Origin of the sequence: Pseudarthrobacter sp. SL88 (assembly GCF_026672455.1) — a bacterium.
Taxonomy (GTDB): Bacteria; Actinomycetota; Actinomycetes; order Actinomycetales; family Micrococcaceae; genus Arthrobacter.
In genome coordinates this window covers 4,119,471-4,142,549 of sequence record NZ_JAPPRD010000001.1, presented here as the reverse complement: position 1 = coordinate 4,142,549, position 23,079 = coordinate 4,119,471, and the positions used below count along the sequence as shown (strand labels likewise).

The window sequence follows — 23,079 nt, the reverse complement described above, 5'->3', positions numbered from 1 at the left end:
CTAAATCTAGGGTGCATGGTGTTCCGCCTGGTCGTGGGTCACCAGCATGTCTTCGTCCAGTTCCCCGTCGGGGAAGAAGCAGGCGAAACGCTGATCCGGTGCCGGCGCCGCGGGTTCCAGCGCCTGCGCCGCCGACGACGGGGCCACGGCTTCGAGCGGCGGTTCCAGGGTGAGGCACTTTTCCTGCTTCGCGGCAGGAAGGGCGGCAAACACCGGGCAACGGGTGGCAAAGTTGCAGCCCTTGGGGGCATCCAGTGGCGACGGGAGGTCGCCCTTGAGGATGATGCGTTCCCGGGTGCGTTCCACGTGGGGGTCCGGCACCGGGATGGCGGACAGCAGGGCGCGGGTGTAGGGGTGGCGCGGGTTGTCGAACACGCGGTCCACTTCGCCCATCTCCACGATCTTGCCCAGGTACATCACCGCCACGCGGTTGGAGATGTGCCGGACAACGGAGAGGTCGTGGGCCACCAGGAGGTAGCTCAGGCCCAGTTCGGCGCGGAGCTTGTCCAGGAGGTTGATGACCCCGGCCTGCACCGACACGTCCAATGCCGAGACGGGTTCGTCCAGGACCACGAGCTTGGGATTGACCGCGAGCGCGCGGGCAATTCCGATGCGCTGGCGCTGGCCGCCGGAGAACTGGTTGGGGAACCGGTTCACGTGGTCCGGCTGCAGGCCCACGAGCCTCATCAGCTCCATGATCCGTTTCCGGATGGCCTGGCGGTCCAGGCCGGCGTTCTGCAGCGGTTCCGCGAGGACCTCGTACACGGTGAACCGCGGGTCCAGGGCGCCGGTGGGGTCCTGGAACACCATCTGCAGTTCGCGCCGCATGGCGTTCTTGGTTTTGGTGTCGGCGGCCTGCTTGTTGCTGATGCCGCCGATCACCACCTCGCCGTCCTGGTCCTTGTGGAACTCCATGATTTCCAGCAGGGTGGTGGTTTTTCCGGAGCCGGACTCGCCCACGATGGAGAAGCACTCGCCCTCACGGACATCGAAGCTCAGCCCGTCCACTGCCTTGACCGTGCCGATGCGCCGCTTCATCAGCGCGCCCTTGGTCAGCGGGAAGTGCTTGCGCACGTCCTTGAGCTGGAGGACGGTGGCGCGGTCCTCCCTCGGGATGGCGTCGAAGCGGGATTCCGGTACCGGCGGGGCGGCGAAGATGTCGTGGACGTCCACGTCACCGCCGAGGGCAGCCGACTTGATGCAGGCGGCGTGGTGCAGGGCGCCGCCGGACACCGGTGCCAGCGCAGGTTCCCCGTCCAGGCAGGCATCGGTGGCCAGCGGACAGCGCGGAGCGAAGGAGCATCCCGTGGGGGTGTGCAGGAGGTTCGGCGGTATGCCGTCGATGGGTACCAGGGAGGATTTTTCGGATATGTCTACGCGCGGGACGGCTCCAAGCAGGCCCATCGTGTACGGCATCCGGGGGTTGTAGTAGATGTCGTCCACCGCGCCGGTTTCCACGGGCTTTCCGGCGTACATCACCATGATGTCGTCGGCCATGCCCGCCACCACGCCGAGGTCGTGCGTGATCATCACGACGGCGGCGCCGGTTTCCTCCTGCGCGGTGTGCAGCACCTCGAGGACCTGGGCCTGGATGGTGACGTCCAGGGCCGTCGTCGGCTCATCCGCAATGAGGACCCGGGGGTTGTTGGCAATGGCGATGGCGATCATTACGCGCTGGCGCATGCCGCCCGAGAATTCGTGCGGGAAGGCCTTGAGCCTGTCCTTCGGGCTGGGGATGCCCACCATGGCCAGGAGCTCGACGGCGCGGGCTTCTTTGGCCTGCTTGCTCATGGTGGGGTTGTGGATGGTCAGCGCTTCGATGATCTGGGTGCCCACGGTGTACACGGGTGTGAGGGAGGACAACGGGTCCTGGAAGACCATGGCCAGTTCATTGCCGCGGTATTCGCACATGGCCTTGTCGCTGAGCCCCAGCAGTTCGCGGCCCTTGAGCCGGACCGAACCGGTGACCTCTGCGGTCTCCGGAAGCAGGCCCATGATGGCCAGTGATGTCACGGACTTTCCGGAGCCTGATTCGCCCACGATGCCCAGGGTCTTGCCCGGCAGGAGGTCGAAGTCCACTCCGCGCACGGCGTGGACCACTCCGTTCTCGGAGTTGAACCGGACGTTGAGGTCCCGCACGGAGAGCACAGCGTCAGTGGGCGCGTGGAGCCCCGCTATGTGCAGCCGCTCGACGGCGTCGGCGGTGGAGTTGACCGACGCCGTGGTGCCGGATCCGGTAGTGGTTTCGCTGCTCATTTGCTCTTCTCCGCCCGGATTTTCCTGGCCTTTCGGGCCTTGCCCGTGGAACTGGAACTTGGGTCGAACGCGTCCCGCAGGCCGTCGTTCATCATGGCCAGTGAACCGGTGAGCAGGAACATCACCGTCAGCGGCACCCAGAACATCCAGGGGAAGGTCTGCACCTGCGAGGTGGCACCGCCGATCAGGACGCCCAGGCTGACGTCCGGAACCTTGATGCCGATGCCGATGAACGAGAACGCCACCTCGGCGAGGATGGCGCCGGTAACGCCGCGGGTGATGTCGAGGACCAGCAGGGAGCCGATGTTGGGGACCAGGTGCCGCCAGACGATCCGCCGCGGCGGGACGCCCATGTACTGGGCTGCCTTCACGAAGTCGCGCTGCATCAGGGACATGGACAGTGAGCGGATCAGCCTGGCGGTGCCCATCCAGCTGAACACGAGCAAAACGATGATCAGCAGCAGCCACGACGGAAGGTCGCGCTTGAGGCCGGCGCCGCCACCGCTGGTGGCCACTGCCACCACCAGGAGCGCGGGCATCATGATGAGCGCTTCGAGGACGAAGAGCATCACCTTGTCCACCTTGCCCCCGAAGTAGGCCATGGTGCAGCCGTAGACCGCGGCGATCAGGACGGAGACCAGTCCCACGATCAGGCCGATCAGGATGGAGATCCGGGTGCCTTCAACGGTCATCGCGTAGAGGTCGATCCCCGCCTGGGAGGTGCCCAGGTAGTGCTCGGCCGACGGCGGCATGCCGATGTTGAAGGGGTCGATGGTTTCTTTGTCCCAGGTGGTGAGGAAGCCGCCAACGAAGGAGAAAACGGTGAGGGCCAGGAAGATGACCAGGCCGGCCACGGCGGTCTTGTTCCGCATGAAGCGGCGGAAGATGATGGTGGACTTGGCGATGACAACGTCGGCGCTTTCCAGGTGCGCGTCCTGCGCCACGGCTGCGGGATCCACTGCGTTCAGGTTGGTCATGGTTACTGCACCCGCACTCTCGGGTCAACCAGTGTGGTTGCGAAGTCGGCCAGGATGGCTCCCAGGGCGAAGATAACCGAGCCGTACGCCAGGGTGGCGGTGGCGGCATTGACGTCCTGGAGGGAGATGGCGTCGATGCTCCAGGAACCGACGCCGGGCCAGGCGAAGATCTTTTCGGCAAAGAAACCGCCGGCGAAGATGGCCGGGATGGTGAAGGCGATGCTCTGGGCTACCGGGATGAAGGACACGCGAAGGGCGTGCCGGGCAATGGCCTGGTTCCTGGTGAGGCCCTTGGCGCGGGCGGTCCGGACAAAGTCGGCGTTGACGTTGTCCAGCAGGTATTGGCGCTGGGCAATCTGGTAGGCGCCCCAGCCCACCAGCGTGATGGCCACTGTGGGGACGGCGTAATGGGCGGCCATATCCACTATCTGGGGCCAGCCGGCTTCCATCCCGGGAGTGGAAATGCCGGTGACGAAGAAAATGCGATTCCCCACCGTTTCGTTGATGTTGATGGCGCCAAGCTGCACCAGGAAGTAGGCGATGGGCGCCGGGACGATGTAGGCGAGGTAGCTGTAGGACGTGATGACCCGGTCCTGGAATTTGTACTGCCGGGCTGCCGAGTACACGCCAAGGGCCACACCGATGATGAGGGTGAGGATGATCGAGGCCAGGAAAAGCCTGGTGGAAATCCACACACGGTCACCGAACTCGGCATTGATGAAGGCGCCGTTGGGGCTCCTGCCCCAGTCCCAGCGGGTCACGACTCCGGTGAGCCACTGGACGTAGCGCTCCCAGGCATTCAGGTCCGGGTCGAGGCCCTTCAGGCGCATCGAGTTGGCCACCTGTTCGGGGGTGGGCCGGGGAATGCGTTCCTGCTCCAGCAGCGCCGGTTTGAGGGAGCTGACCGCCAGGAAATAGCCGGCGGAGGTGGTCAGGAAGATCATCACCACATACGTGATGCCGCGCTTGGCAAGGTACTTGAGCATGGGACGGCTACTTTTGCTTCGCCGCCACGTGCTGCTGCGGCGGACACAGCCAGGCCCGCCGTTGTGCCGGAATGCGGGGCAAAACAACAATCACTCGATGGTCCTTCCGTCTTCCCCGGCTGGGCGGGGGTTGTGCCGCGTCGCCGGAGTTCGTTGCCAGCGGATAGCTGGCTCCCGCAGCCCTTGCGGGCTGGTCCTGATGGACTATGTTGCGGGTCACATTCCAGAGGAAACTATCACAGCCGTAAACGCAAGATGCCCGCCAATGCCCGGAAAAGCACACGCCCGTATCAGATCGTTATGAATAACTCTGTGGAGTTGATTTGACTGGACTGATCCCGCCCTTGGGGCTAATCTAGGCCGCCCTCACCACGCGTGTGACAAGATCCCGCCAGGAATCCACCAGCCGCTCCGGCGGAACGCCGTGCCGGCGGACCAGGTCAAGGAGTCGCTCGGGGTCCAGGGCTGCGCTGAGCGACCCCGCCATGAGCCAGGGGTCGCCGTCGAACCCCTCTTCCCGCAGCAGCACCTCAATGTGACGGAGCCAGAGCGCTGCGGCGGGCACCTCAAACCGCCCCCGCGAGGCGTTCTCGGCGGCGAGGACCAGATCGCCGAATTCCACTACATAGGCAATGCGTTCGGCGCCGAAGGCGATGAGCCGGTCCAGGCCCGGCGCTCCTGGGCCAAGCGGTGGCGGCCCGAACATGAAACGTGCCTGGAAGGCTGCCTCGGAGTCGTTGAGCAGTGTCAGCATCAGGCCGGCCCGGCTGCCGAAGCGGCGGAAAACTGTCCCCTTGCCCACGCCGGCACGCTCTGCCAGGCGGTCCATAGTGAGGCCCTCAGTTCCGCAGTCGGCAATAAGTTCCTTGGCAGCAAGCAGGAGGCGCTCCCGGTTCCGTGCGGCATCGCTGCGTTCGGCCGCTGCCGGAGCCGGCTCGGGGCGCAGTGGGATGGAGGTCACAGGATTCAGTTTAGACCCCGGGAATAATAAACGGACCATAGTCCGTTTAGTCTGGTGAAGGCATCAAGTGCCCCAGCTTTGAAAAGGCCGACGGCGCTCCCGCGGCCCCTACCAAGGAGTTTCCATGACGAAGAGCACCATCCTTACCCTTGTTGGCAGCCTGCGCGCCGGGTCCACCAACCAGCAGCTGGCCGAAGCCATCCAGCTCAACGCCCCCGAGCAGGTGGACGTGGTCATCCACGAGAGCCTGGGTAACATCCCGTTCTACAACGAGGACATCGACGTCGAGGGCCAGGTTCCCGCCGCCGCCGCCGCACTGCGCGCCGCCGCCAGCGAAGCCGACACCATCCTGCTGGTCACCCCGGAGTACAACGGCACCGTCCCCGCTCCCCTGAAGAACGCCATCGACTGGCTGTCCCGCCCCTTCGGCGCCGGCGCCCTCTCCGGCAAGCCCACCGCCGTCGTCGGCACCGCCTTTGGCCAGTTCGGCGGAGTCTGGGCCCAGGACGAAGCCCGCAAGGCCGCCGGCATTGCCGGCGCCCAGGTCATTGAGGACGTCAAGCTCGCCGTCCCCGGCTCCATGGTGCGCTTCGCCGAGATCCACCCCAAGGACGACGCCGAGGTTGTAGAGCAGATCAAGGGCGTCTTCGACGCACTGTCCGCAGCCGCCCCGGCAGCCTAGCGTCCTGCGCGGACCATCCGCGCAGTTCCGGGCGCAGCTGTATCCGGGGTGACCGGGCCCGTCCCCGAACCTTCCGCCACCACCCCGGACTGACGTCCGCGTTCCGCCGTGACCAACTCTTATCCCAACCGGTACCGCACGGACATCTCCGCCGGCGAGCCCAGCCGTAACGTTAATTCACTGGAAAGCCGGATGGAATTGCGGTGCAGCATGCCAAGAGAAACGGGAAACGCGGGGCGGCGGAGCGCGCGGGCAGCGGTCGCTGCCGCCCTGGTTCTTCCACTGTGGCTCGCCGCCTGCGACGGCCTCCCGGCGTCACCGCGGGGCGGTACCGATGCGAGCCCTGCCGCGGCTCCAGGCGCCGCCATGCCGGGCCCGCAGCCGCAGGCGCCGCCGCCGGCAGCTACGGCTGCCATCCCCTCCGACTCCGGCACCGCATCAGGCGGAACGTCCCCGCAGCAGCCGTCCGCGGCCGCACCGGAGGCCGCTGCCGCTCCGGTACAGGCGGGGACGGGCCAGTCCGGTTCCGCCGCCACGGCCAGCGGGGAACCGGAGCCTCGCCCGACACCGTCAGCTGAACCGCAGCCCTCCCCGTCGCCGTCCCCCGCCGCCGGCCCGGAAAGGGTGCCGGCAGCCCAAAGCACCGTCACGGCCTACTTCGTCCTGCTGGACGACGGCGGCAACAACGGAGTGCGGTTCGGCTGCAATGACAGCCTGATTGGCGTGGACCAGGCGCGGCCCGCGGGCAAGGAACCGTTGCCCGCGGCAATGAATGCCCTCCTGGGGGCAGGCAGCGGTGCCGGCTTTCCGGCAACAGATGTCCCGTCCGGCCGCGAAATCTACAACGCACTGGCGGGATCGCGGCTCAAGTTCCTGTCCGGCAGCTTCGACGGGACCGCCGTGAGCGTCTATCTTTCAGGTGCACTGAGCCTGGGCGGCGTGTGCGACATTCCACGGCTGGAAGCCCAGCTCACCCAAACAGCGTTGGCCGCCGTGGGCGCCGTCAGGGCGCAGGTCTACCTCAACGGGCGGCCGCTGGCAGAGGTGCTGCGGCTGGAAGGCACCGGTACGGGATGAGCCGGCGCCCAGTAATTCCAGGAACAACAAGTGTTGCTTTTTAGGCAACGCACGGCTGTATCCTGAGCGTGTGAGCCACGAGACACTCGACGCCGCAGCCGCGTCTCTTCCAGCCGAAGCCATTGACGCCATCGAGCGGGCGGCCACCTCCGCGCACCGCCACGACGAACTCTTTTCTGAGCGTGCCGCAAACATCAGGCAGTCGGCGGTGCGTGACGTCTTCGACATCTCGCTGCGCCCCGGCCTGGTGTCCCTGGCCGGCGGAAGTCCCTACCTGCAGTCGCTCCCCCTTGACCGCCTGGCGGAAACAGCCGCCCGGATCATCGCCGAGGAAGGGCTCACCGCCCTGCAGTACGGTGCCGGCCAGGGAACGGAGGAGCTCCGCACGCAGATCTGCGAGGTCATGGCGGCCGAAGGGATTGTGGATGCGCTGCCGCAGAATGTGGTGGTCACGGCGGGCTCCCAGTCAGCCCAGGACGTCGCCACCAAACTGTTCTGCAACCCCGGCGACGTTGTGCTGGTGGAGGACCCCACGTACGTCGGCGCCCTGAACACGTTCGAGGCGTACCAGGTGCAGGTGGAAACCGTGGCCATGGACCAGTCCGGCCTGGTCCCCGAGCTCCTCGAAGCCCGCATCGCCGCCCTCCAGCTGGCCGGAAAGAGCATCAAGTTCCTCTACACCATCCCCAGCTTCAATAACCCTTCCGGCATCACCCTTGCCGCGGACCGGCGCCAGGAGATCGTTGATATATGCCGCAATGCGAATATTTTGATCATTGAGGACAACCCGTACGGACTGCTGCGGTTCGACGGCGAACCGCTGGCCCCCCTGCGCGCTGCCAATCCGGACGACGTGATTTACATGGGCTCATTCTCGAAGATCTTCGCACCCGGCCTGCGGATCGGCTGGGCGCTGGTGCCGGAGCATCTGCAGCGGCGGTATTACCTGGCCGCGGAGGCCGTCACCCTCTGCCCGCCGGCCCTGAACCAGATGCTCGTCTCGGCCTACCTGCGTGACTACGACTGGAAGGGCCAGATCTCCACCTACCGCGGCCTTTATGCCGAACGCTGCCGGGCCATGCTGGCGGCGCTGTCCGAGTACATGCCGGAGGGTGCCTCCTGGACCAGCCCGGACGGTGGCTTTTTCGTCTGGGTGACGTTGCCCGAAGGCGTGGACACCTACCCCCTCCTGCACAAGGCGATAGACGCCGGGGTGGTCTTCATTCCGGGAGCCGCCTTCACGCCGTCGGACGAGCCGTCCAACAAACTGCGCCTCGCCTTCAGCGCCGTCCCGCCGGATGCCATCCGTGAAGGGGTGCGCCGCCTGGCGCCGGTACTGCAGGAAGCGCTGGCCGCGCGGTAGCGTTGGGCTCATTAGTGCCGTCAGGAACCAAGCAAAGGAGCATTTCATGAGCGGAACCATCGTTGTAGGCGTCGACGGGAGCGGTACGGCCAAGAAGGCCGCAGAGTCGGCCCGGGACCTGGCAGCTGCGCTGGGCGCCACGCTCCACGTTGTCTCGGCCTTTGACAGCGACCGCACGGAAGTCTTCGGCAGTGGCAGTGACCAGTGGATCGTGTCCGACGCGGACGGGGCCGAGCACGTTGCCCGGACAGTGGCCGAGTCCCTGGGCGGGCAGATCAAGGTAACCTACTCGGCGGCACGCGGCCGTCCGGCAGACGCCCTGATCAAGGAAGCCCTCCGCATGGACGCAAAGATCATTGTGGTGGGAAACCGGCGCATGCAGGGCATCGGCCGGGTGCTGGGCAGTGTGGCCAACAGCGTGGCACACAACGCCCCGTGCGACGTCTACATCGCGAACACGTACGACGCCGACTAGGAGTTACGCCCAACACTCCCCGTGGTGGCACAGATCGCTGCGGGGGGTGGGCGTTCTCACGCCCAAAAAGCCCATTCAGCTACGGGCGAAACGATAAAATTAAGGGAGCCCCCAACGGTGCGGACGACAACAACCCACCACTAGAGGGGACCCCTTGATCACTCTTCAGCGCCGCCAGCTGGTAGGCCACGACATCCTTCTGGCCCGCCACGGAAACCACATCTGCTCCATGCGCGTGGACCGCGGCAACGGCACGGTGGTTGCGCTGCTGGATGACGGCACCACCGACTCCGCGCCGAACATGATCGCCCCGGACCTCAACCTCCCCCGCACCGTCCGCAGCGTCATGCGCGAGGACTGGAAACTGCTCTCCATCATGACCGGTGCAGCCACGGCCTGGGCCGCACTCATGGTGGGTGCCGCCGTCGTCATCGCATCCTCGATGGGCGACTCAGCCGCCGTGGAGATGATGTACGCGTACCCCGCCTACTAGCAGTTCCGGGTGGCACAAGCCGCCTACGGCACCAGCCAGAGCCTCAGCAGCCACCAGATCCCCGCCATCACCACACCGCCGAAGAGCGAGCCTGCCACCACCTGCGCCAGGGTATGGGCGCGCAGCACCACCCGTGACCAGCCGACCGCCGGGATGAGCAGCAGCAACGGTGTCCACGCGGCGCCGAGCATCAGGACGGCGACCACGGCCGAACAGGAGATGGCTGCGGCGTGCCCGCTGATCTTCCAAAACGGGCTGACCGCGGCCAGCACCACCACTCCCCCCACGACGGCCAGCACCATGGCGATGACGCTGGTTGGCGCACCTGCTGCCGCCAGAACCAGCAATCCCGCAAGGATGGACGCCAGGGCCATGAGCAGCACGGGAAGGCGCTGCCGGCGGTCACTGACGTGATGGTCCGTGACCTTTCCCAGCCGGACAAGGACAAGCAACAGGAGCAGCGGCAGCACGCAGACGAACAGGGCAGCCAGCGCCCCGTAGGCCATCGTGGCGGGAAAACCCTCCTGGACCAGCGGGCTGATCAGCAGCTGGACGGTCACCACCACCGGCGGCTGGAGCGCCTCGGTCAGCCACCGGGCGGTTTTGTTTTTCGCCCGGATGGCCCGGCCTGACCCGGCCACGCCGGTCCCTGCCTCCGCCCCCGCCTCAGTCAAGAAGCAGCGCGGGTTCTTCCAGGATGGCCGCGACGTCGGCCATGAACCTCGCCGACAGGTCGCCGTCCACCACGCGGTGGTCGAAGGAGCCGCCCAGGGTGGTGATCCAGCGCGGAATGACCTCCCCGTCCAGGACCCACGGCTTCTGCTTGATGGTGCCGAAGGCGACGATGGCCACCTCGCCCGGGTTGATGATGGGCGTGCCCGTATCGATGCCCAGGGCGCCGATGTTGGTGATGGTCAGCGTGCCGCCCTGCATCTCGGCCGGCTGGGTCTTTCCCGCACGCGCCGTGGTGGCCAGGTTGTTCAGGGCCAGCGCCAGTTCCTTCAGGGACAGGTCCTGCGCATCCTTGATGTTGGGCACCATCAGGCCGCGGGGCGTTGCCGCGGCGATACCCAGGTTCATGAAGTGCTTGACCTGGATCTCGGCAGCCCCGGTGCCGTCCCCGCTCTCAACCCACGAGGCATTGACGCTGGGGTTCCGGGCGGCAGCCCAGATGACGGCCTTGGCCAGGATGAGGAGCGGCGAGACCCTGATGCCCTCGAAGTCCCGTGAGGCTTTGAGCCGCTTGACGAATTCCATGGTCCGGCTGGCGTCCACATCCACGAAGATGCTGACGTGCGGGGCCGCGAAGGCCGAATCGACCATGGCCTTGGCGGTCGCCTTGCGCACGCCCTTGACGGGGATAGTCTCGATCCGCTGGTCCTGCGGCTTTCCGGCCTTGCCCCAGAAGCCGTCCGCCTTGTCCAGTTCGGCGTCGCGCTGCGCCTGGTAGCTGACCAGGTCCTCGCGGGTCACCTCGCCGCGGGAGCCGGTGGCAACGACGTCGGCGAGATCGATGCCGAGGTCCCGGGCGATCTTGCGGACGGGAGGTTTGGCGAGGACGCGGTTGACCAGCCCGGTGATGGTGCCACCCAGCGTGGGCCTGGTGTCCACGACGGCGGACTGGCCAGCCTGCGGTGCGGCGGTTGCCGGGCGTCCGGTGACCTCTGCCGGGGTATGCGGCTGGACCGGCTCCACTTCGGGAGCGTTGACTGTCAGCGAGTCGGCCGGCTTGACCGCCGCCGCGGCCCGCGTGGTGCGGGGACGCCGCTTGACGGCGTCGGCCTTCGGTCCCGAACCCACCAGCGGACCACCCGCCGGGGCACTGCCTTGCGCGCCGGCGTCGTTCGCGCCGTTGTCCCGGGCATCGTCAGGAAGCTTGCCGTACAGCGGCTGCGCAGATGCCTCGGCCTGCGCCGGGGCTTCGGGCGCCCGGACGTCAGCGGGCGTGGGATCGCCCGCGACGTCGTCGCTGACGCTGATGATGGCCGTCCCGACGTCGATGGTCACGCCTTCCGGTACGAGGAGTTCGGTGACGGTCCCGGCGAAGGGGGACGGCAGTTCGACGATCGACTTTGCGGTCTCGATCTCGCACAGGACGTCGTTGATGGCGACGGCATCGCCCGGCTTGACCTTCCAGGAAACGACTTCCGCTTCCGTGAGGCCTTCTCCGACGTCCGGCAGGTTGAATTTATTCAGCGTCATGGTGTCCTCAGTAGGAGAGGGCGCGGTCCAGCGCCTCCAGGATGCGGTCGATGTCCGGAAGATAGTCTTCCTCCACCTTGGCAACGGGGTAGGGCATGTGGAAGCCGCCCACCCGGATGACGGGGGCTTCGAGGGAGTGGAAGGCACGCTCGCTGATGCGGGCCGCGATTTCGCCGCCGATCCCGCCGAAGGTGGGGGCCTCGTGGGCCACGATCAGCCGGCCGGTCTTTTCCACGGATGCGGTGACAGTATCGAAGTCCAGCGGCGAAATGGAGCGGAGGTCGATGACCTCCACGCTGTGGCCGTCTTCCCGGGCGGCGTTGGCGGCGGCAAGGGCCACGGGAACCAGGGGACCGTAGGCCACGATGGTGGCGTCGGTGCCCTCGCGCAGGATGTGGGCCTTGAAGGGGTCGCCTGAGGGGCCGGGAGCTGCGGTGTCCACTTCGCCCTTGAGCCAGTACCGGCGCTTGGGTTCGAAAACGATGACCGGATCCTGGCACTCCACGGCCTGCTGGATCATCCAGTAGGCGTCATGCGGGTTGGACGGGGTAATGATCCGCAGGCCCGCCGTGTGGGCGAACAGCGCTTCGGGGGATTCGGAGTGGTGCTCCACGGAACCGATGCCGCCGCCGTACGGGATGCGGATGACGACGGGAACCGTGAGGTTGCCGTGGCTACGGGCGTGCATCTTGGCCAGCTGGGTGGTGATCTGGTTAAAGCCGGGGAAGACGAACCCGTCGAACTGGATCTCGCAGACGGGGCTGTATCCGCGCAGCGCCAGGCCGATGGCGGTGCCGATGATGCCGGACTCGGCCAGCGGCGTGTCCACCACGCGGTCGGGTCCAAATTCGCCGATGAGCCCGTCCGTGACCCGGTAGACCCCGCCCAGGGGGCCGATGTCCTCGCCCATCAGCAGTGACTTGGGGTTGGCAGCGAGCGTGGCGCGAAGGCCTTCGTTGATGGCCTTGGCGATGGTCATGGTGGTCATCAGTGGCCTGCCTTTGCTGCTGCACCGTGCTGGGCGGACGGCTCGTCGCCGCCGGCGAATCCTGCGCTGTACTCCTCGAACCATGCCAGTTCCTCGGCCACCAGGGGGTGCGCTTCAGCGTAGACGTTGGCGAATGCGGCCCGGATGTCCGGGTCCTCGAGGTCATGGGCGGTGCGGCGCACGTACGCGGCGAGCTCGTCGCCGTCGGCCTTGACCTTGGCAAAGTAGGCGTCATCGGCCAGGCCCTCGGCGCGGAGGTACTTCTCCAGGCGCATCAGCGGGTCCTTGGCGCGCCAGGCTTCCTCCTCCTCGGATCCGCGGTACTTGGTGGGATCGTCAGCGGTGGTGTGGGCACCCACCCGGTAGGTGAACGCCTCAATGAGGACCGGGCCCTTGCCCTGGCGGGCATGTTCCAGGGCCCACTCGGTGACGGCGTGCACGGCGATGACGTCGTTGCCGTCCACCCGGATGCCGGGGAAGCCGTAGCCTTTCGCCCGGTTGGACAGCGGTACCCGGGTCTGCACGTTGGTGGGGACCGAGATGGCCCAATGGTTGTTCTGGCAGAAGAACACCACGGGCGCGTTGTACGAGGAGGCGAAGACCATGGACTCGTGGACGTCGCCTTCGGAGCTGGCACCGTCACCGAAGTAGGCGATGACGGCAGCGTCCGGTTCGTTTCCGGCTTTGCCCGCGGCGGCAGCGAGCTTCTGGTCACGCTGGATGCCCATGGCATAGCCGACGGCGTGCAGCGTCTGCGCGGCCAGGACCAGCGTGTAGAGGTGGAAGTTCGTGTCCTTGGGGTTCCAGCCTCCGTTGGACACGCCGCGGAACTGGCGGAGCAGTTCGGCGAGGTCCACGTCGCGGGTCAGCGCCACGCCGTGCTCACGGTAGGTGGGGAAGATGTAGTCCTGCGGCTGGCTGGCCCGGCCCGAACCGATCTGGGCTGCCTCCTGGCCCGTCAGCGGGACCCAGAGCGCAAGCTGGCCCTGCCGCTGCAGGGCTGTTGCCTCGACGTCAAAACGCCTGATCCTGGCCATATCCGCGTACAGTCCACGCAGGTCTTCGGGGGTGAGCTTGTCCGCGTAGCTGCTGTACACGGGGTCTGCGCCGAGTTTTCCATCAGGGCCCAGCAACTGGACCATCTGTGCCGGGGGTTGGCCCATGACGGCTTCCGCGTCAGCTTCCCGCTGGTCGTCGACCGCTGTTCCGTCGAACTCGGTGGAAGGCAGATGTGTGCCCATACCGTCTCCTTGCTTCCCGCATGCGGATGCAATGCAATGTCGCTGGGATATATGCCCCACAAGGAATACATTCCCGAAGCGGCATATACAATGGCTTACTGATCCTAACTTTATCTTCAGTAGGTTGGCGCAGGCCTACTTGTTAAGTGCTAGGAACCCCGGGGCGCCTTTGTATAGTTCGCACACAGCTCAAGGAACCGGGTGTTGGCTTCCTGCTCACCGATGCTGACCCGGACGCCCTCCCCGGGGAATGCGCGGACAGACAATGCGCGGGCTCCTGCCTGCTCCGCAAAGTCAGCGCTGGCCTCACCCAAGTCCAGCCACACAAAATTGCCCTGGGCATCGGGCACGGCCCAGCCGAGGTCCCGGAGTCCGCTCACCACGCGGACCCGCTCGTCCACCAGGCTTTGTACCCTTCCTACAACCTGGTCGAAATTCTGCAGTGAAACAATCGCGGCTGATTCGGCTATTTGCGACACGGCAAAGGGGGTGGCAGCCAATCGAAGGTGCTGCGTCAGTGCGGGGTTGGCAACGCTGTATCCCACCCGGAGGCCTGCCAGCCCATGGGCCTTGGAGAAAGTCCGCAGGACCACCACGTTGGGGTATTTGCGGTAGAGGGCGATGCCATCCACGGCATCGGAGTCCCGGACGAACTCCTGGTAAGCCTCATCAATGACCACCACCACGTTGGACGGCACCGTCCGGACAAAGGCCTCGGTTTCGGCGGTGGTCAAGGCGGGCCCGGTGGGGTTGTTGGGGGTGCAGAGGAGGATCACTTTGGTCCGTGCGCTGACTGCCGCCGCCATGGCGTCGAGGTCGTGCCGCCCGTCGGCGGTGACCGGGACGCGGACGCTTTCGGCCCCGGCGAGGCCCACGCTGATGGGGTAGGCCTCGAAGGAACGCCAGGCGTAGATGACTTCGTCCGCTTTGCCGTCGTCATTCTGGCCGGCAAAGGCAGCCAGGATCTGGTTGAGGGCGCCCAGGCTGCCGGCCCCCGTGACGATGTCCTCCGCGGGAACCTGCAGGAATTCCGCGAGCGCCGCCCGGAGCCTGCTGCTGAGCGGGTCCGGGTAACGGTTGAAGTCTGTTTGCCGTGCGATGGCTTCCAGGACCGCCGGCAGCGGCGGGAGAGGATTCTCATTCGAGGACAGTTTGTAACTGGCCAGTCCGTCGACGGCGGCGGGCGGCTTTCCGGCGGCGTAACGGGGCAACCGGCCCACCACCGGGCGCGGAGCGACGCCGCCGGCCAGGGTTTCAGAGGAGGTCATGAAAACTAGCCTACTGCTGCGGGTGTCCACGGATTCAGGGCTGGAACCCGGAGTGCCGGCCGGCCAGCGGAACCCGCGGAAACCGTGGAACCCGGCCAGGCACCCCTCTCCGGGTCAGGTTTGCCAGGATGTCCAAAGGCTGTTGTGGAAGCATGGGGCCATGGGTTCCTTCATTCTTCGGGTCATCTTCAACGCAGCCGCCCTGTGGGTAGCAAGCTGGGTCCTGCCGGGCATGGACATCACCAGCACTGCCACCTCCGATGCCGTGGCACGGACCGGCATCTCGCAGGACACCGAAACCATTGGAATAGTCCTGGCCTATCTGTTCATCGGCCTCATTTTCGGTGTGGTCAACGCCTTGGTGCGGCCGCTGGTGAGCCTGCTTGCACTCCCGATCACCATCCTGACGCTTGGCCTGTTCGCGATCGTCATCAACGCCGCCATGCTCTACCTGACAGCCTGGATCAGCGCCTACACCCCCGTGCATCTCACCATCGATTCCTTCTTCTGGACCGCCATCCTGGCCGCGATCATCATCTCCCTGGTGTCCCTGGTGGCCGGGCTTGTGCCGGGCAGCCGGCGCTGACGTTTCCATGAACCCGTGCCGGCAGCCTTCCTGAAGGTGGGCTGGGAGGCGGCGCACTGTGGGCTTCCGCCCGAGTACCGGAAGAGCCTGAAACAGGTACCCTGCAGGTGCAGCGCCCCGGCTGGCTGCCGAAACTCCAGTACCCGCTACCCATGACCGCCCGGGGCCGCCGCTCCTAGGCTGCGAACGGGGCCGGCGAAAGGCCCGCAGCTGTCAGTTCCGGGTACGGGGGGCAAAGAATGAAGGCACGCACAATACTGGCTGCGGCCTGCCTGCTGCTGGCGTGGCAGGCGGGACCGGCCCACGCGGATTCCGAAGCCTTGCCGTCGCCCCAGGAGGCCGCCGTTCTGGGCAACGATGTTTCCTGGCCCCAATGCGGTGGCCACCTCCCCGCGCCGCCGGCGTTTGCCGTGGTGGGCATCAACGGCGGCCGGCCAACGACGGCGAACCCTTGCCTCGCGGAGCAGCTGGCCTGGGCGGATGGCAGCTCCGAGGCAGCGGCGGGAGTTCCGTCTGCCGTCTACGTCAATACCGCCGCGACGGGCCCAGTGGGCTCCTTGTGGTGGCCTGTAAACAACAGCGTGATGGGCACGGACATCGGAAACCCCTACGGGATGTGCGATGGCACCGCATCCCCCGCCTGCGCATATGTCCACGGCTATGCGATGGCATACAACGACGCCGGAAGCCTCGCCGGGGCAGGAGGCGGTGCTTCCCACCGCATGTGGTGGCTGGATGTCGAGACCGGTAACAGCTGGCTGTCCAATAAGGCTGCCAACACCGCGGAGCTGGAGGGCATGACCGCCTACCTCCAGGGCGCCGGGGTGGAGGTAGGCATATATTCCACCGGCTACCAGTTCGGCGAAATTGTGGGTGAGGTGGGCCCCCACAGCAACCTCTACTCCCTGAAGAGCTGGCTGGCGGGCGCTGAATCCACCTCCAGCGCGGCGGATCTTTGCGGGGCTGGTCCCCTCAGCTCCGGCGGCGTCGTGGCACTCACGCAGTTCACCGCCGGTAACCTCGATTACAACTTCCGCTGCCCTGTGGCGCAGCCGCCGGCTCCACCGCCGGCGCTCACTCCGCCGACAGTTCCGGAGCCTGCCCCGGCGCCCGCAAAGACCCGCTCCAACCGCTACGCCGAGATTCCCGCCGCCCAGATCGCCTGAACACTGCAACAGTCATGGCTAGCTGTAATTCCCACGGAGGTTCTGAACGCGGCTGATAGGGGTTTTGCCTTCGATGCCGGTATGGGTTCTGTGGTGATTGTAATGGTGGAGCCATCCGGTGTAGGTGGCGGCGCGTTCGGCTTCTGAGGCATAAGGCCGGGCATAAGCCCATTCGGTGGCGAGGGTGCGGTTGAAGCGTTCTACCTTGCCGTTGGTCTGAGGTCGGTAGGGGCGGGTCCTGCGGTGCTTGATGTGTAGGCCCAGGGCAGCGGCGAAGGCTCGGGAGCGGTAACAGGGCCCGTTATCGGTGAGTACGGCCTTGACGGTGATGCCGTGCGCGGAGAAGAAGGCAGCTGCCCGGAGCCAGAAGGCTATGGCGGTTTCCTTTTTCTCATCGTCGAGGATCTCTGAGTAGGCCAGCCTTGAGTGGTCATCGACTGCGTGGTGGAGGTAGGCGTAGCCGACTCCCGCGTGGCGGTTGCGCTTGCCCTTTGCTCGTCCAAGAGTGCGGTGTCCGCCGCCATCTGGGATGCGGCCGAGCTTCTTGATATCCACATGGACGAGGTCCCCTGGGTTCTCATGCTCATAGCGACGGGGTGCCGGCTTCCGGACGGGCAGTCCGGTGCCGTGGTCCAAGCACGCCAGCCTGGGCATCTGGTACCTGGCCAGGACTTTGCCCACGGTCGAGCGCGCCAAATGCAGGTGGGCCGCGATCCGGTGTGGTCCCCAGCGGCGGGTGAACCGCAACGCGATGATCCGCCGCTCGATACGCACGGCAGTCCGGTTGGGGCTCCGGCGCGGTCGAGACGACATATCAGCCATACCGTCCTCGCCAAAGACCCGGTACCGGTCCGTCCATTTCTTCGCGGTGGCGGGCGAGCACTGGAACCGTTCTGCGGCCCGGCGCAGCGTCCAACCCTGTTCGATGACCAGCCGGGCGAGTTTTCCTCTGGCCTTGGGCGTCAGGTCCGCGTTGGCATGGGTAACGTAAGACACGAGAGCCTCCTGGTGTCGAGATGAGTGTGGTAACCCAAATCGATACCGGAGGCTCTCGCTCTTTACATCACGCCACGCTGTTCACAACCTCCGTGGGAACTACAGCTAGCGGCCCCCAAGGTGGCGTTCGTGGGCGCGGGGATCCGGTGGCGCAAGGGTAGTGGAGGGGCCCTTGGCCCGGGTCAGGGAATACCGCGTGGCCGTGGCGGCTCCCCCGGCACCAAGCACAGCGCCCAGCACCGCCGTCGAGTGTACGAGCGACGGATCATTGCTCGCTGCCACCAGCCGGGCGGCGTCCTGGTACCCGCCCAGGCGGTGGCCGGGACCAAGGCCCTTGTCCCCACCGGGCGCGATCGGCGTGTCCACCGATACGGTCACCCGGTTGCGGGTTTCGGGGTTGGCGGCACCGTCGCTGCCGGGAACCCAGTCCGCCTGATGCTCAAGGTGCAGGGACTCCACCTCCTCACGGGTCTTGATCCCTGCCACCGGAGACCCTGCGGTGAGGACATACTTCACGTCGTATTGCTCCAATACCCGGGGATCCGCTGCCATGTTCATGGCATGGATGCCGCCCTGGCTGTAACCTACAGCAACCACGGGAGCGCCCTTTTCTGCTCCAGCTTCGTCCAGCGCCGCGAGGACAGCCTCATTCACTTCCCTGGAGTTGTACAGCATGGACTCCACAATGCCCGCCTCATCAAAGGGGTTGTCCCCGCCGGCGTCCCTTCCGGCAGCCTGGGTCCCCGGAACAATGACCACATAGGCCTTTTCGCCGCCGTTATCCACTTCCAGGACCTCAAGGGCTCCGGCACCGCGGGCCTCCACTTCCTGAAGCCGCTCCAACAACCCTGCAGGTGACGTGTCCAGGTCCACCTGGACCGCTTCCTGCTTCCGCAGCGTGATCTGCCGCGGGATGAAGGTTGCCACCAAAGCCATCAGGGCATCCCGGACCAAGGGGACATGCTCGTTCACTGCCTGCACCTGGGGCGCCGCCAGTTGCATCATGGCAATGACGTTCTCGGTGACGCGCCGGTCCGGAACGCCGGTGGCTGCCATGGTGCCCCACGAGAGACCGGTCTCCGTCATGGCGGCGATCCCGAGGGTCCTCCCCACGTTGGCCCGCCACTCCGCATCCTGGTAATCACGCATGCAGGCACGGACCTGGCTGCTGATCCGATGCAGCTCCGCCCGGCTGGCCTGGACCCGCCACTGGCCGTCCCGCACGGCCGCAATATGCCCGGAAGCGGACCAGGGCGGCTGCCGGTCTGCCCAGCAGAGCTGGTCCAGGATTCGTCCCGCCTCCTGCTCCACAGCGGCCAGGTCACCGGCCAGGGTCTCCAGTTTTTCAGCGCCCGCTGTCAACTCCTCGAGCTGGACCCCGATGCCGCCGCTGCCGCCCCGAATGCTCAGGTGGCCGTCCCGCGACGCGCCGGACAGCCTGACGGGCTCCGGATAGGCATCATCCGCCGGGTCCATCAGGGCACCCTGCAGGCACTGGCGGCCGCCGCCATAGTGTCCTCAGCGTGCCGCGCGACGGCTGCCCTCGCCACCTCCAGGGCGTCGACAGCGCGGCGCAGGGCGGCGCCCTGCCGGCCCACCGTGTCCCGGTACGCCCGCCCGGCCGGCGATTGCCAGTCGAGCATCTGGATGTCCCGCAGGCAGGCCAGGGCCTCCTCGACGCGCGCTCCGCAGCGTGCAAGCCGGTTCACGAGGGGCAACAAATCAGCGGCAACGTGCTCGGCGGCGCCCGGCAGTCCATCCCCCAGGACGTTTCCCATGTGACCTCTTTCCCCGGCACCCCGGACCTGTTGCTTACCTGCTGACGGGGCCACGCTACGGAAGACGGCGTACCAGCCTAAGTGCCGCCGTCGGCCATGTGGATAAGTAACGTAAGCGGTGCACTTAAGGCGCCGCCGGAGTTCGTGAAAGAATCAGCACATGCCTGAAACTGCCGCCACAGCTGATACCCGCACGCCCTCAGGACGCCTGGCCCTCGCCGCGTCCACGGAAAAAATCGCCCTGGGCCCCCTGGACGGCCGGTACCAGCCGGCAGTGGCCCCGCTGGTTGACTACCTGTCCGAGGCAGCGCTTAACCGGGACCGCGTGGCCGTCGAAGTTGAATGGCTGGTCCACCTGACCAGCAACAACGTCCTTCCCGGCGCGGCCCCCCTGTCCGCGGACCAGCAGCAGCAGCTGCGTGCCGTCGTCACCGAATTCGACGCCGCCTCCGTGGCGGAACTGGCCGAAATCGAGGCCGTGACGGTGCACGATGTGAAGGCCGTGGAGTACTACATCGGCCGCCGCCTCCCCGCCATCGGCATCGAAAACCTGACCGCCATGGTCCACTTTGGCTGCACGTCCGAGGACATCAACAACCTTTCCTACGCGCTTGGCGTCAAGGGTGCTGTGGAGGACGTGTGGCTGCCCGCTGCCCGCGCCCTGGTGGCACAGATCAGCACGATGGCCGAGGACAACCGCGCAGTTCCCATGCTGTCCCGCACGCACGGCCAGCCGGCCACCCCCACCACGCTCGGCAAGGAACTGGCGGTCATCGCGCACCGGCTGACCCGCCAGCTGGACCGCATCGCCAGGACCGAATACCTGGGCAAGATCAACGGCGCCACCGGCACCTACGCCGCGCACGTCGCCTCCGTCCCCGGCGCCGACTGGCAGCAGGTCTCCAAGTCCTTCGTGGAGGGCCTCGGCCTGACCTGGAACCCCCTGACCACGCAGATCGAAAGCCACGACTGGCAGGCCGAACTGTACGCCGACGTGGCGCGCTTCAACCGCATCCTGCACAACGTCTGCACGGACATCTGGAGCTACATCTCCATCGGCTACTTCGCGCAGATCCCGGTGGCGGGCGCCACCGGTTCGTCCACCATGCCGCACAAGGTCAACCCCATCCGCTTCGAAAACGCCGAGGCAAACCTGGAGATCTCCTCCGGCCTGCTGGACGTCCTGGGCTCCACCCTGGTGACCTCCCGCTGGCAGCGGGACCTCACCGATTCCTCCAGCCAGCGCAACATCGGCGTGGCATTCGGCCACTCCCTCCTGGCCATCTCCAACGTGGCCAAGGGCCTGGAGCGCCTTGACGTGGCCGAGGACGTGCTGGCCGGTGACCTGGACACCAACTGGGAGGTCCTCGGCGAGGCGATCCAGATGGTGATGCGCGCAGAGGCGATTGCCGGCGTCGAAGGCATGGAAAACCCCTACGAGCGGCTCAAGGACCTCACCCGCGGCAACCGCGTGGACGCCGCGCGGATGCAGGAATTCGTGCAGGGCCTGGGCCTGTCCGCCGACGCCGAGGCGCGGCTCCTTGCCCTGACGCCCGGCAAGTACACGGGCATCGCGGACCAGCTGGTGGACCACCTCAAGTAAGCGTTCGGGGGACTACCCCACACGTACGACGGCGGCGCCGGGCCCGGGAGGGTCCGGCGCCTTTCGTTTCTCCACGGCCGTCCGGGCCGTGGTGCGGATGGTTTCGGCGGCACCACGGCGGAGTGCGAAACTGGAGGGCATGAAGCTGCTGCTTATCCGCCACGGAGAGACTCCCGGAAATGTCCTCGGCCAATTGGACACGGCCCACCCGGGACCGGGCCTGACCGAACTGGGCGAACGGCAGGCAGAGGCCATGGCGCGGTCGCTGGCTAACGAACCAATCCGGGCGCTCTACGCCTCCACATTGGTCCGCACGCAGATTACCGCGGCGCCGCTGGGCAGGCTCCACGGCCTGGAGGTCACGGTGCTGGACGGGCTGCATGAAATCGAGGCCGGCTCGCTGGAAAAGCTGACCGATCATGAGTCACATAAGCGGTACATGGGCACGGTGATTTCCTGGGCCGCCGGCGACCTGGGCAACCGGATGCCCGCAGGACCCGACGGCCACGCATTCTTCAGCCGGTTCGACGCCGCGATTGCGAGGGTCATCGAAAGGACTGCCGGGCACCAGGACACGGTGGCGGTGGTGAGCCATGGTGCAGCCATCAGGACCTGGGCAGGGCTCCGCGCCGAGGGTATCGATCATGAGTTTGCGGCCAAACATGTGCTGGCCAACACCGGAATCGTGGCGCTGGAGGGCGACCCGGACAGTGGCTGGAAGCTGATCCACTGGGCAGGCAGCCCGGTGGGCGGGCTGGCCCTGGCCGATCCCACGGCCGAAGATCCTACGGGGCAGGACGTCAGCCGCCCCTAGCCCCGGTGTCCACGCACCGCTCCGGCGCCCTGGCCCGCTGCCGCAGAGGCACGCACCCCGCCGCGGCTGCTGCCGGCCGAGGCCGCGGGGCACCGCGCAGAATTGTTGAGTCGGCCGGAGCCCGAAGGCACCAGCCGTGCGGCCATCGCCGAAGCAATATCCGCCGTCGGGCGTTCTCCGCCTTCCATTGCCGTCAGCGAACTCAGGAAGTGGTGCCACCGCGGCCCAAGGGACTCAGGTATGGCCGGATTCCTGAGCGTCCTGGCCACGAGTGACTCCACCGCCGTCCCCGGGAATGCTTTCGATCCGGTCAGCAGTTCCAGCAGGACCAGGCCCAAGGCATAGACGTCCCAGGAGGGATCGGTAACACCGCCTGCAGCCTGTTCCGGGCTCATGTAATGGACCGTTCCGGACGAGATTCCGGGCTCCGGGGCCGTGCCCGCCACAGCCGCGATGCCGAAATCGATGACCCGGACCGGGCTGCGCCGGAGGCCGCTCAGCATCAGGTTTCCCGGCTTGATGTCCCGGTGCACCAGTCCCGCGGCGTGCAGGTGGGCCAGGGCGCTGAACATGCTCCTCGCCCATACCGCCACGGCGTCGGTACTGTGGCGGTCGGATCGCACAGCTTCGGAGAGACTGGTTCCCAACGCCAGCTCTTCAACCAGGAAGGCATGCCCCGGGCGATACGTGCCGGCCGGCATGACTCCCTGATCGATGTACCTGACGATGGACGGGTGCCGCAGCGATGCGAGCACCCTTGCCTCGTTGCGGATGCGCTGATGCTGCTTGGCCGTGTTGTCAGCCGCCACCTTGACGGCCACGTCAGGACCTCCCGCCATATCCACGGCCCGGAAGACTTCGGCGACGGAACCGCGGCCCAACCGCTCCCGGAGCAGGAAGCGGCCGGCGATCACCGGGACGCCTGAATGGTTCCGCCGTGCGGAACCCAGGCATCGAGCTGGAAACCGCACTGGCAGCGCCACACCGGAGGGAGCTTTACCGGCGCCAATTCGTCCGGGTCGAACGTGTAGACCATGGCTGCATGCCCCACCGCAGGCGTCACCAGCTCCATGGGCGTACCGCAGTGAACGGTGTGCCCTACTCCCCCAGCAAAAGTCTTCTCAAACGTCATCAACGCGCTCACTACTCCATCGGGCAGTTTCTTCG

Annotated in this window: 24 protein-coding genes; 9 read left to right on the top strand and 15 right to left on the bottom strand. The window is 66.6% G+C overall.

Annotated features, from left to right (window positions below; all coding sequences use genetic code 11):
- Window positions 1-6: 6 nt before the first annotated feature.
- The 4 genes from OVA06_RS18885 to OVA06_RS18870 form a co-directional block, all read right to left on the bottom strand.
- Window positions 7-2,256, bottom strand: coding sequence for an ABC transporter ATP-binding protein (locus OVA06_RS18885; RefSeq protein WP_261618976.1), 2,250 nt, complete (start codon window positions 2,254-2,256; stop codon window positions 7-9).
- The gene (locus OVA06_RS18880) at window positions 2,253-3,233 is read right to left on the bottom strand and encodes an ABC transporter permease (RefSeq protein WP_056080531.1); all 981 of its coding nucleotides are present in this window, start codon (window positions 3,231-3,233) and stop codon (window positions 2,253-2,255) included. Before OVA06_RS18880 ends, OVA06_RS18885 begins: the two co-directional genes overlap by 4 nt.
- Before the next feature lie 2 nt (window positions 3,234-3,235).
- Complete coding sequence (locus tag OVA06_RS18875) at window positions 3,236-4,219, bottom strand: ABC transporter permease (protein ID WP_056080526.1); 984 nt, start codon at window positions 4,217-4,219, stop codon at window positions 3,236-3,238.
- A gap of 355 nt (window positions 4,220-4,574) precedes the next feature.
- Window positions 4,575-5,180, bottom strand: a complete 606-nt coding sequence (locus tag OVA06_RS18870; protein ID WP_268160437.1) for a TetR/AcrR family transcriptional regulator — start codon at window positions 5,178-5,180, stop codon at window positions 4,575-4,577.
- A 124-nt stretch (window positions 5,181-5,304) separates the two neighbouring features.
- Between OVA06_RS18870 and OVA06_RS18865 the strand changes: the two genes are divergently transcribed.
- From OVA06_RS18865 to OVA06_RS18845, 5 genes are all read left to right on the top strand, one after another.
- Window positions 5,305-5,862, top strand: coding sequence for an NAD(P)H-dependent oxidoreductase (locus OVA06_RS18865; RefSeq protein WP_056080520.1), 558 nt, complete (start codon window positions 5,305-5,307; stop codon window positions 5,860-5,862).
- Between the two features lie 210 nt (window positions 5,863-6,072).
- Window positions 6,073-6,939 (top strand): hypothetical protein, encoded by an 867-nt coding sequence (locus OVA06_RS18860; protein ID WP_235501514.1) that lies wholly within the window; start codon window positions 6,073-6,075, stop codon window positions 6,937-6,939.
- 70 nt (window positions 6,940-7,009) lie between these two features.
- Window positions 7,010-8,302 (top strand): aminotransferase-like domain-containing protein, encoded by a 1,293-nt coding sequence (locus OVA06_RS18855; protein ID WP_056080517.1) that lies wholly within the window; start codon window positions 7,010-7,012, stop codon window positions 8,300-8,302.
- 46 nt (window positions 8,303-8,348) lie between these two features.
- Window positions 8,349-8,777: a universal stress protein gene (locus OVA06_RS18850; protein WP_045732676.1), complete on the top strand. Its 429-nt coding sequence runs from the start codon at window positions 8,349-8,351 to the stop codon at window positions 8,775-8,777.
- Window positions 8,778-8,931: 154 nt separating this feature from the next.
- On the top strand, window positions 8,932-9,270 hold the full coding sequence (locus OVA06_RS18845; RefSeq protein ID WP_056080514.1) for a hypothetical protein: 339 nt from the start codon (window positions 8,932-8,934) through the stop codon (window positions 9,268-9,270).
- 23 nt (window positions 9,271-9,293) lie between these two features.
- On the opposite strand, the gene OVA06_RS18840 is transcribed toward OVA06_RS18845, so the two are convergent.
- From OVA06_RS18840 to OVA06_RS18820, 5 genes are all read right to left on the bottom strand, one after another.
- Complete coding sequence (locus OVA06_RS18840) at window positions 9,294-9,944, bottom strand: phosphatase PAP2 family protein (RefSeq protein WP_268160432.1); 651 nt, start codon at window positions 9,942-9,944, stop codon at window positions 9,294-9,296.
- Window positions 9,937-11,472: a dihydrolipoamide acetyltransferase family protein gene (locus OVA06_RS18835; protein WP_268160430.1), complete on the bottom strand. Its 1,536-nt coding sequence runs from the start codon at window positions 11,470-11,472 to the stop codon at window positions 9,937-9,939. The genes OVA06_RS18840 and OVA06_RS18835 overlap by 8 nt, the downstream gene beginning before the upstream one ends.
- A 7-nt stretch (window positions 11,473-11,479) precedes the next feature.
- Window positions 11,480-12,460: an alpha-ketoacid dehydrogenase subunit beta gene (locus tag OVA06_RS18830; RefSeq protein ID WP_261618972.1), complete on the bottom strand. Its 981-nt coding sequence runs from the start codon at window positions 12,458-12,460 to the stop codon at window positions 11,480-11,482.
- Window positions 12,460-13,701, bottom strand: coding sequence for a pyruvate dehydrogenase (acetyl-transferring) E1 component subunit alpha (gene pdhA, locus OVA06_RS18825; protein WP_056080504.1), 1,242 nt, complete (start codon window positions 13,699-13,701; stop codon window positions 12,460-12,462). Before pdhA ends, OVA06_RS18830 begins: the two co-directional genes overlap by 1 nt.
- Before the next feature lie 149 nt (window positions 13,702-13,850).
- Window positions 13,851-14,969, bottom strand: a complete 1,119-nt coding sequence (locus OVA06_RS18820) for a histidinol-phosphate transaminase (RefSeq protein WP_268160427.1) — start codon at window positions 14,967-14,969, stop codon at window positions 13,851-13,853.
- A gap of 160 nt (window positions 14,970-15,129) precedes the next feature.
- On the opposite strand from OVA06_RS18820, the gene OVA06_RS18815 reads away from it, so the two are divergent.
- Together OVA06_RS18815 and OVA06_RS18810 are read left to right on the top strand one after the other, a co-directional pair.
- The gene (locus tag OVA06_RS18815) at window positions 15,130-15,555 is read left to right on the top strand and encodes a phage holin family protein (RefSeq protein WP_268160425.1); all 426 of its coding nucleotides are present in this window, start codon (window positions 15,130-15,132) and stop codon (window positions 15,553-15,555) included.
- Between the two features lie 239 nt (window positions 15,556-15,794).
- The gene (locus OVA06_RS18810; protein ID WP_268160423.1) at window positions 15,795-16,721 is read left to right on the top strand and encodes a hypothetical protein; all 927 of its coding nucleotides are present in this window, start codon (window positions 15,795-15,797) and stop codon (window positions 16,719-16,721) included.
- A gap of 18 nt (window positions 16,722-16,739) precedes the next feature.
- Here OVA06_RS18810 and OVA06_RS18805 read toward each other — a convergent pair whose 3' ends face one another.
- The 3 genes from OVA06_RS18805 to OVA06_RS18795 form a co-directional block, all read right to left on the bottom strand.
- Window positions 16,740-17,717, bottom strand: a complete 978-nt coding sequence (locus OVA06_RS18805) for an IS481 family transposase (RefSeq protein ID WP_268160421.1) — start codon at window positions 17,715-17,717, stop codon at window positions 16,740-16,742.
- Window positions 17,718-17,822: 105 nt separating this feature from the next.
- Window positions 17,823-19,193, bottom strand: coding sequence for a hypothetical protein (locus tag OVA06_RS18800; RefSeq protein ID WP_268160419.1), 1,371 nt, complete (start codon window positions 19,191-19,193; stop codon window positions 17,823-17,825).
- The gene (locus OVA06_RS18795; RefSeq protein WP_056080493.1) at window positions 19,193-19,495 is read right to left on the bottom strand and encodes a hypothetical protein; all 303 of its coding nucleotides are present in this window, start codon (window positions 19,493-19,495) and stop codon (window positions 19,193-19,195) included. The genes OVA06_RS18800 and OVA06_RS18795 overlap by 1 nt, the downstream gene beginning before the upstream one ends.
- 160 nt (window positions 19,496-19,655) lie before the next feature.
- On the opposite strand from OVA06_RS18795, the gene purB reads away from it, so the two are divergent.
- A complete protein-coding gene (gene purB / locus OVA06_RS18790; RefSeq protein ID WP_268160417.1) occupies window positions 19,656-21,098 on the top strand; it encodes an adenylosuccinate lyase in 1,443 nt (480 codons plus the stop codon).
- Between the two features lie 12 nt (window positions 21,099-21,110).
- On the opposite strand, the gene OVA06_RS18785 is transcribed toward purB, so the two are convergent.
- Window positions 21,111-21,239, bottom strand: a complete 129-nt coding sequence (locus tag OVA06_RS18785) for a hypothetical protein (RefSeq protein ID WP_268160415.1) — start codon at window positions 21,237-21,239, stop codon at window positions 21,111-21,113.
- On the opposite strand from OVA06_RS18785, the gene OVA06_RS18780 reads away from it, so the two are divergent.
- A complete protein-coding gene (locus tag OVA06_RS18780; RefSeq protein WP_268160413.1) occupies window positions 21,238-21,912 on the top strand; it encodes a histidine phosphatase family protein in 675 nt (224 codons plus the stop codon). The genes OVA06_RS18785 and OVA06_RS18780 overlap by 2 nt on opposite strands.
- Here OVA06_RS18780 and OVA06_RS18775 read toward each other — a convergent pair.
- Window positions 21,909-22,826 (bottom strand): serine/threonine-protein kinase, encoded by a 918-nt coding sequence (locus OVA06_RS18775; RefSeq protein ID WP_268160411.1) that lies wholly within the window; start codon window positions 22,824-22,826, stop codon window positions 21,909-21,911. The genes OVA06_RS18780 and OVA06_RS18775 overlap by 4 nt on opposite strands.
- Window positions 22,823-23,056 carry a hypothetical protein gene (locus tag OVA06_RS18770; RefSeq protein ID WP_268160409.1) on the bottom strand — a complete coding sequence of 78 codons (234 nt, stop codon included), beginning with the start codon at window positions 23,054-23,056 and terminating at the stop codon, window positions 22,823-22,825. The genes OVA06_RS18775 and OVA06_RS18770 overlap by 4 nt, the downstream gene beginning before the upstream one ends.
- Window positions 23,057-23,079 lie beyond the last annotated feature (23 nt).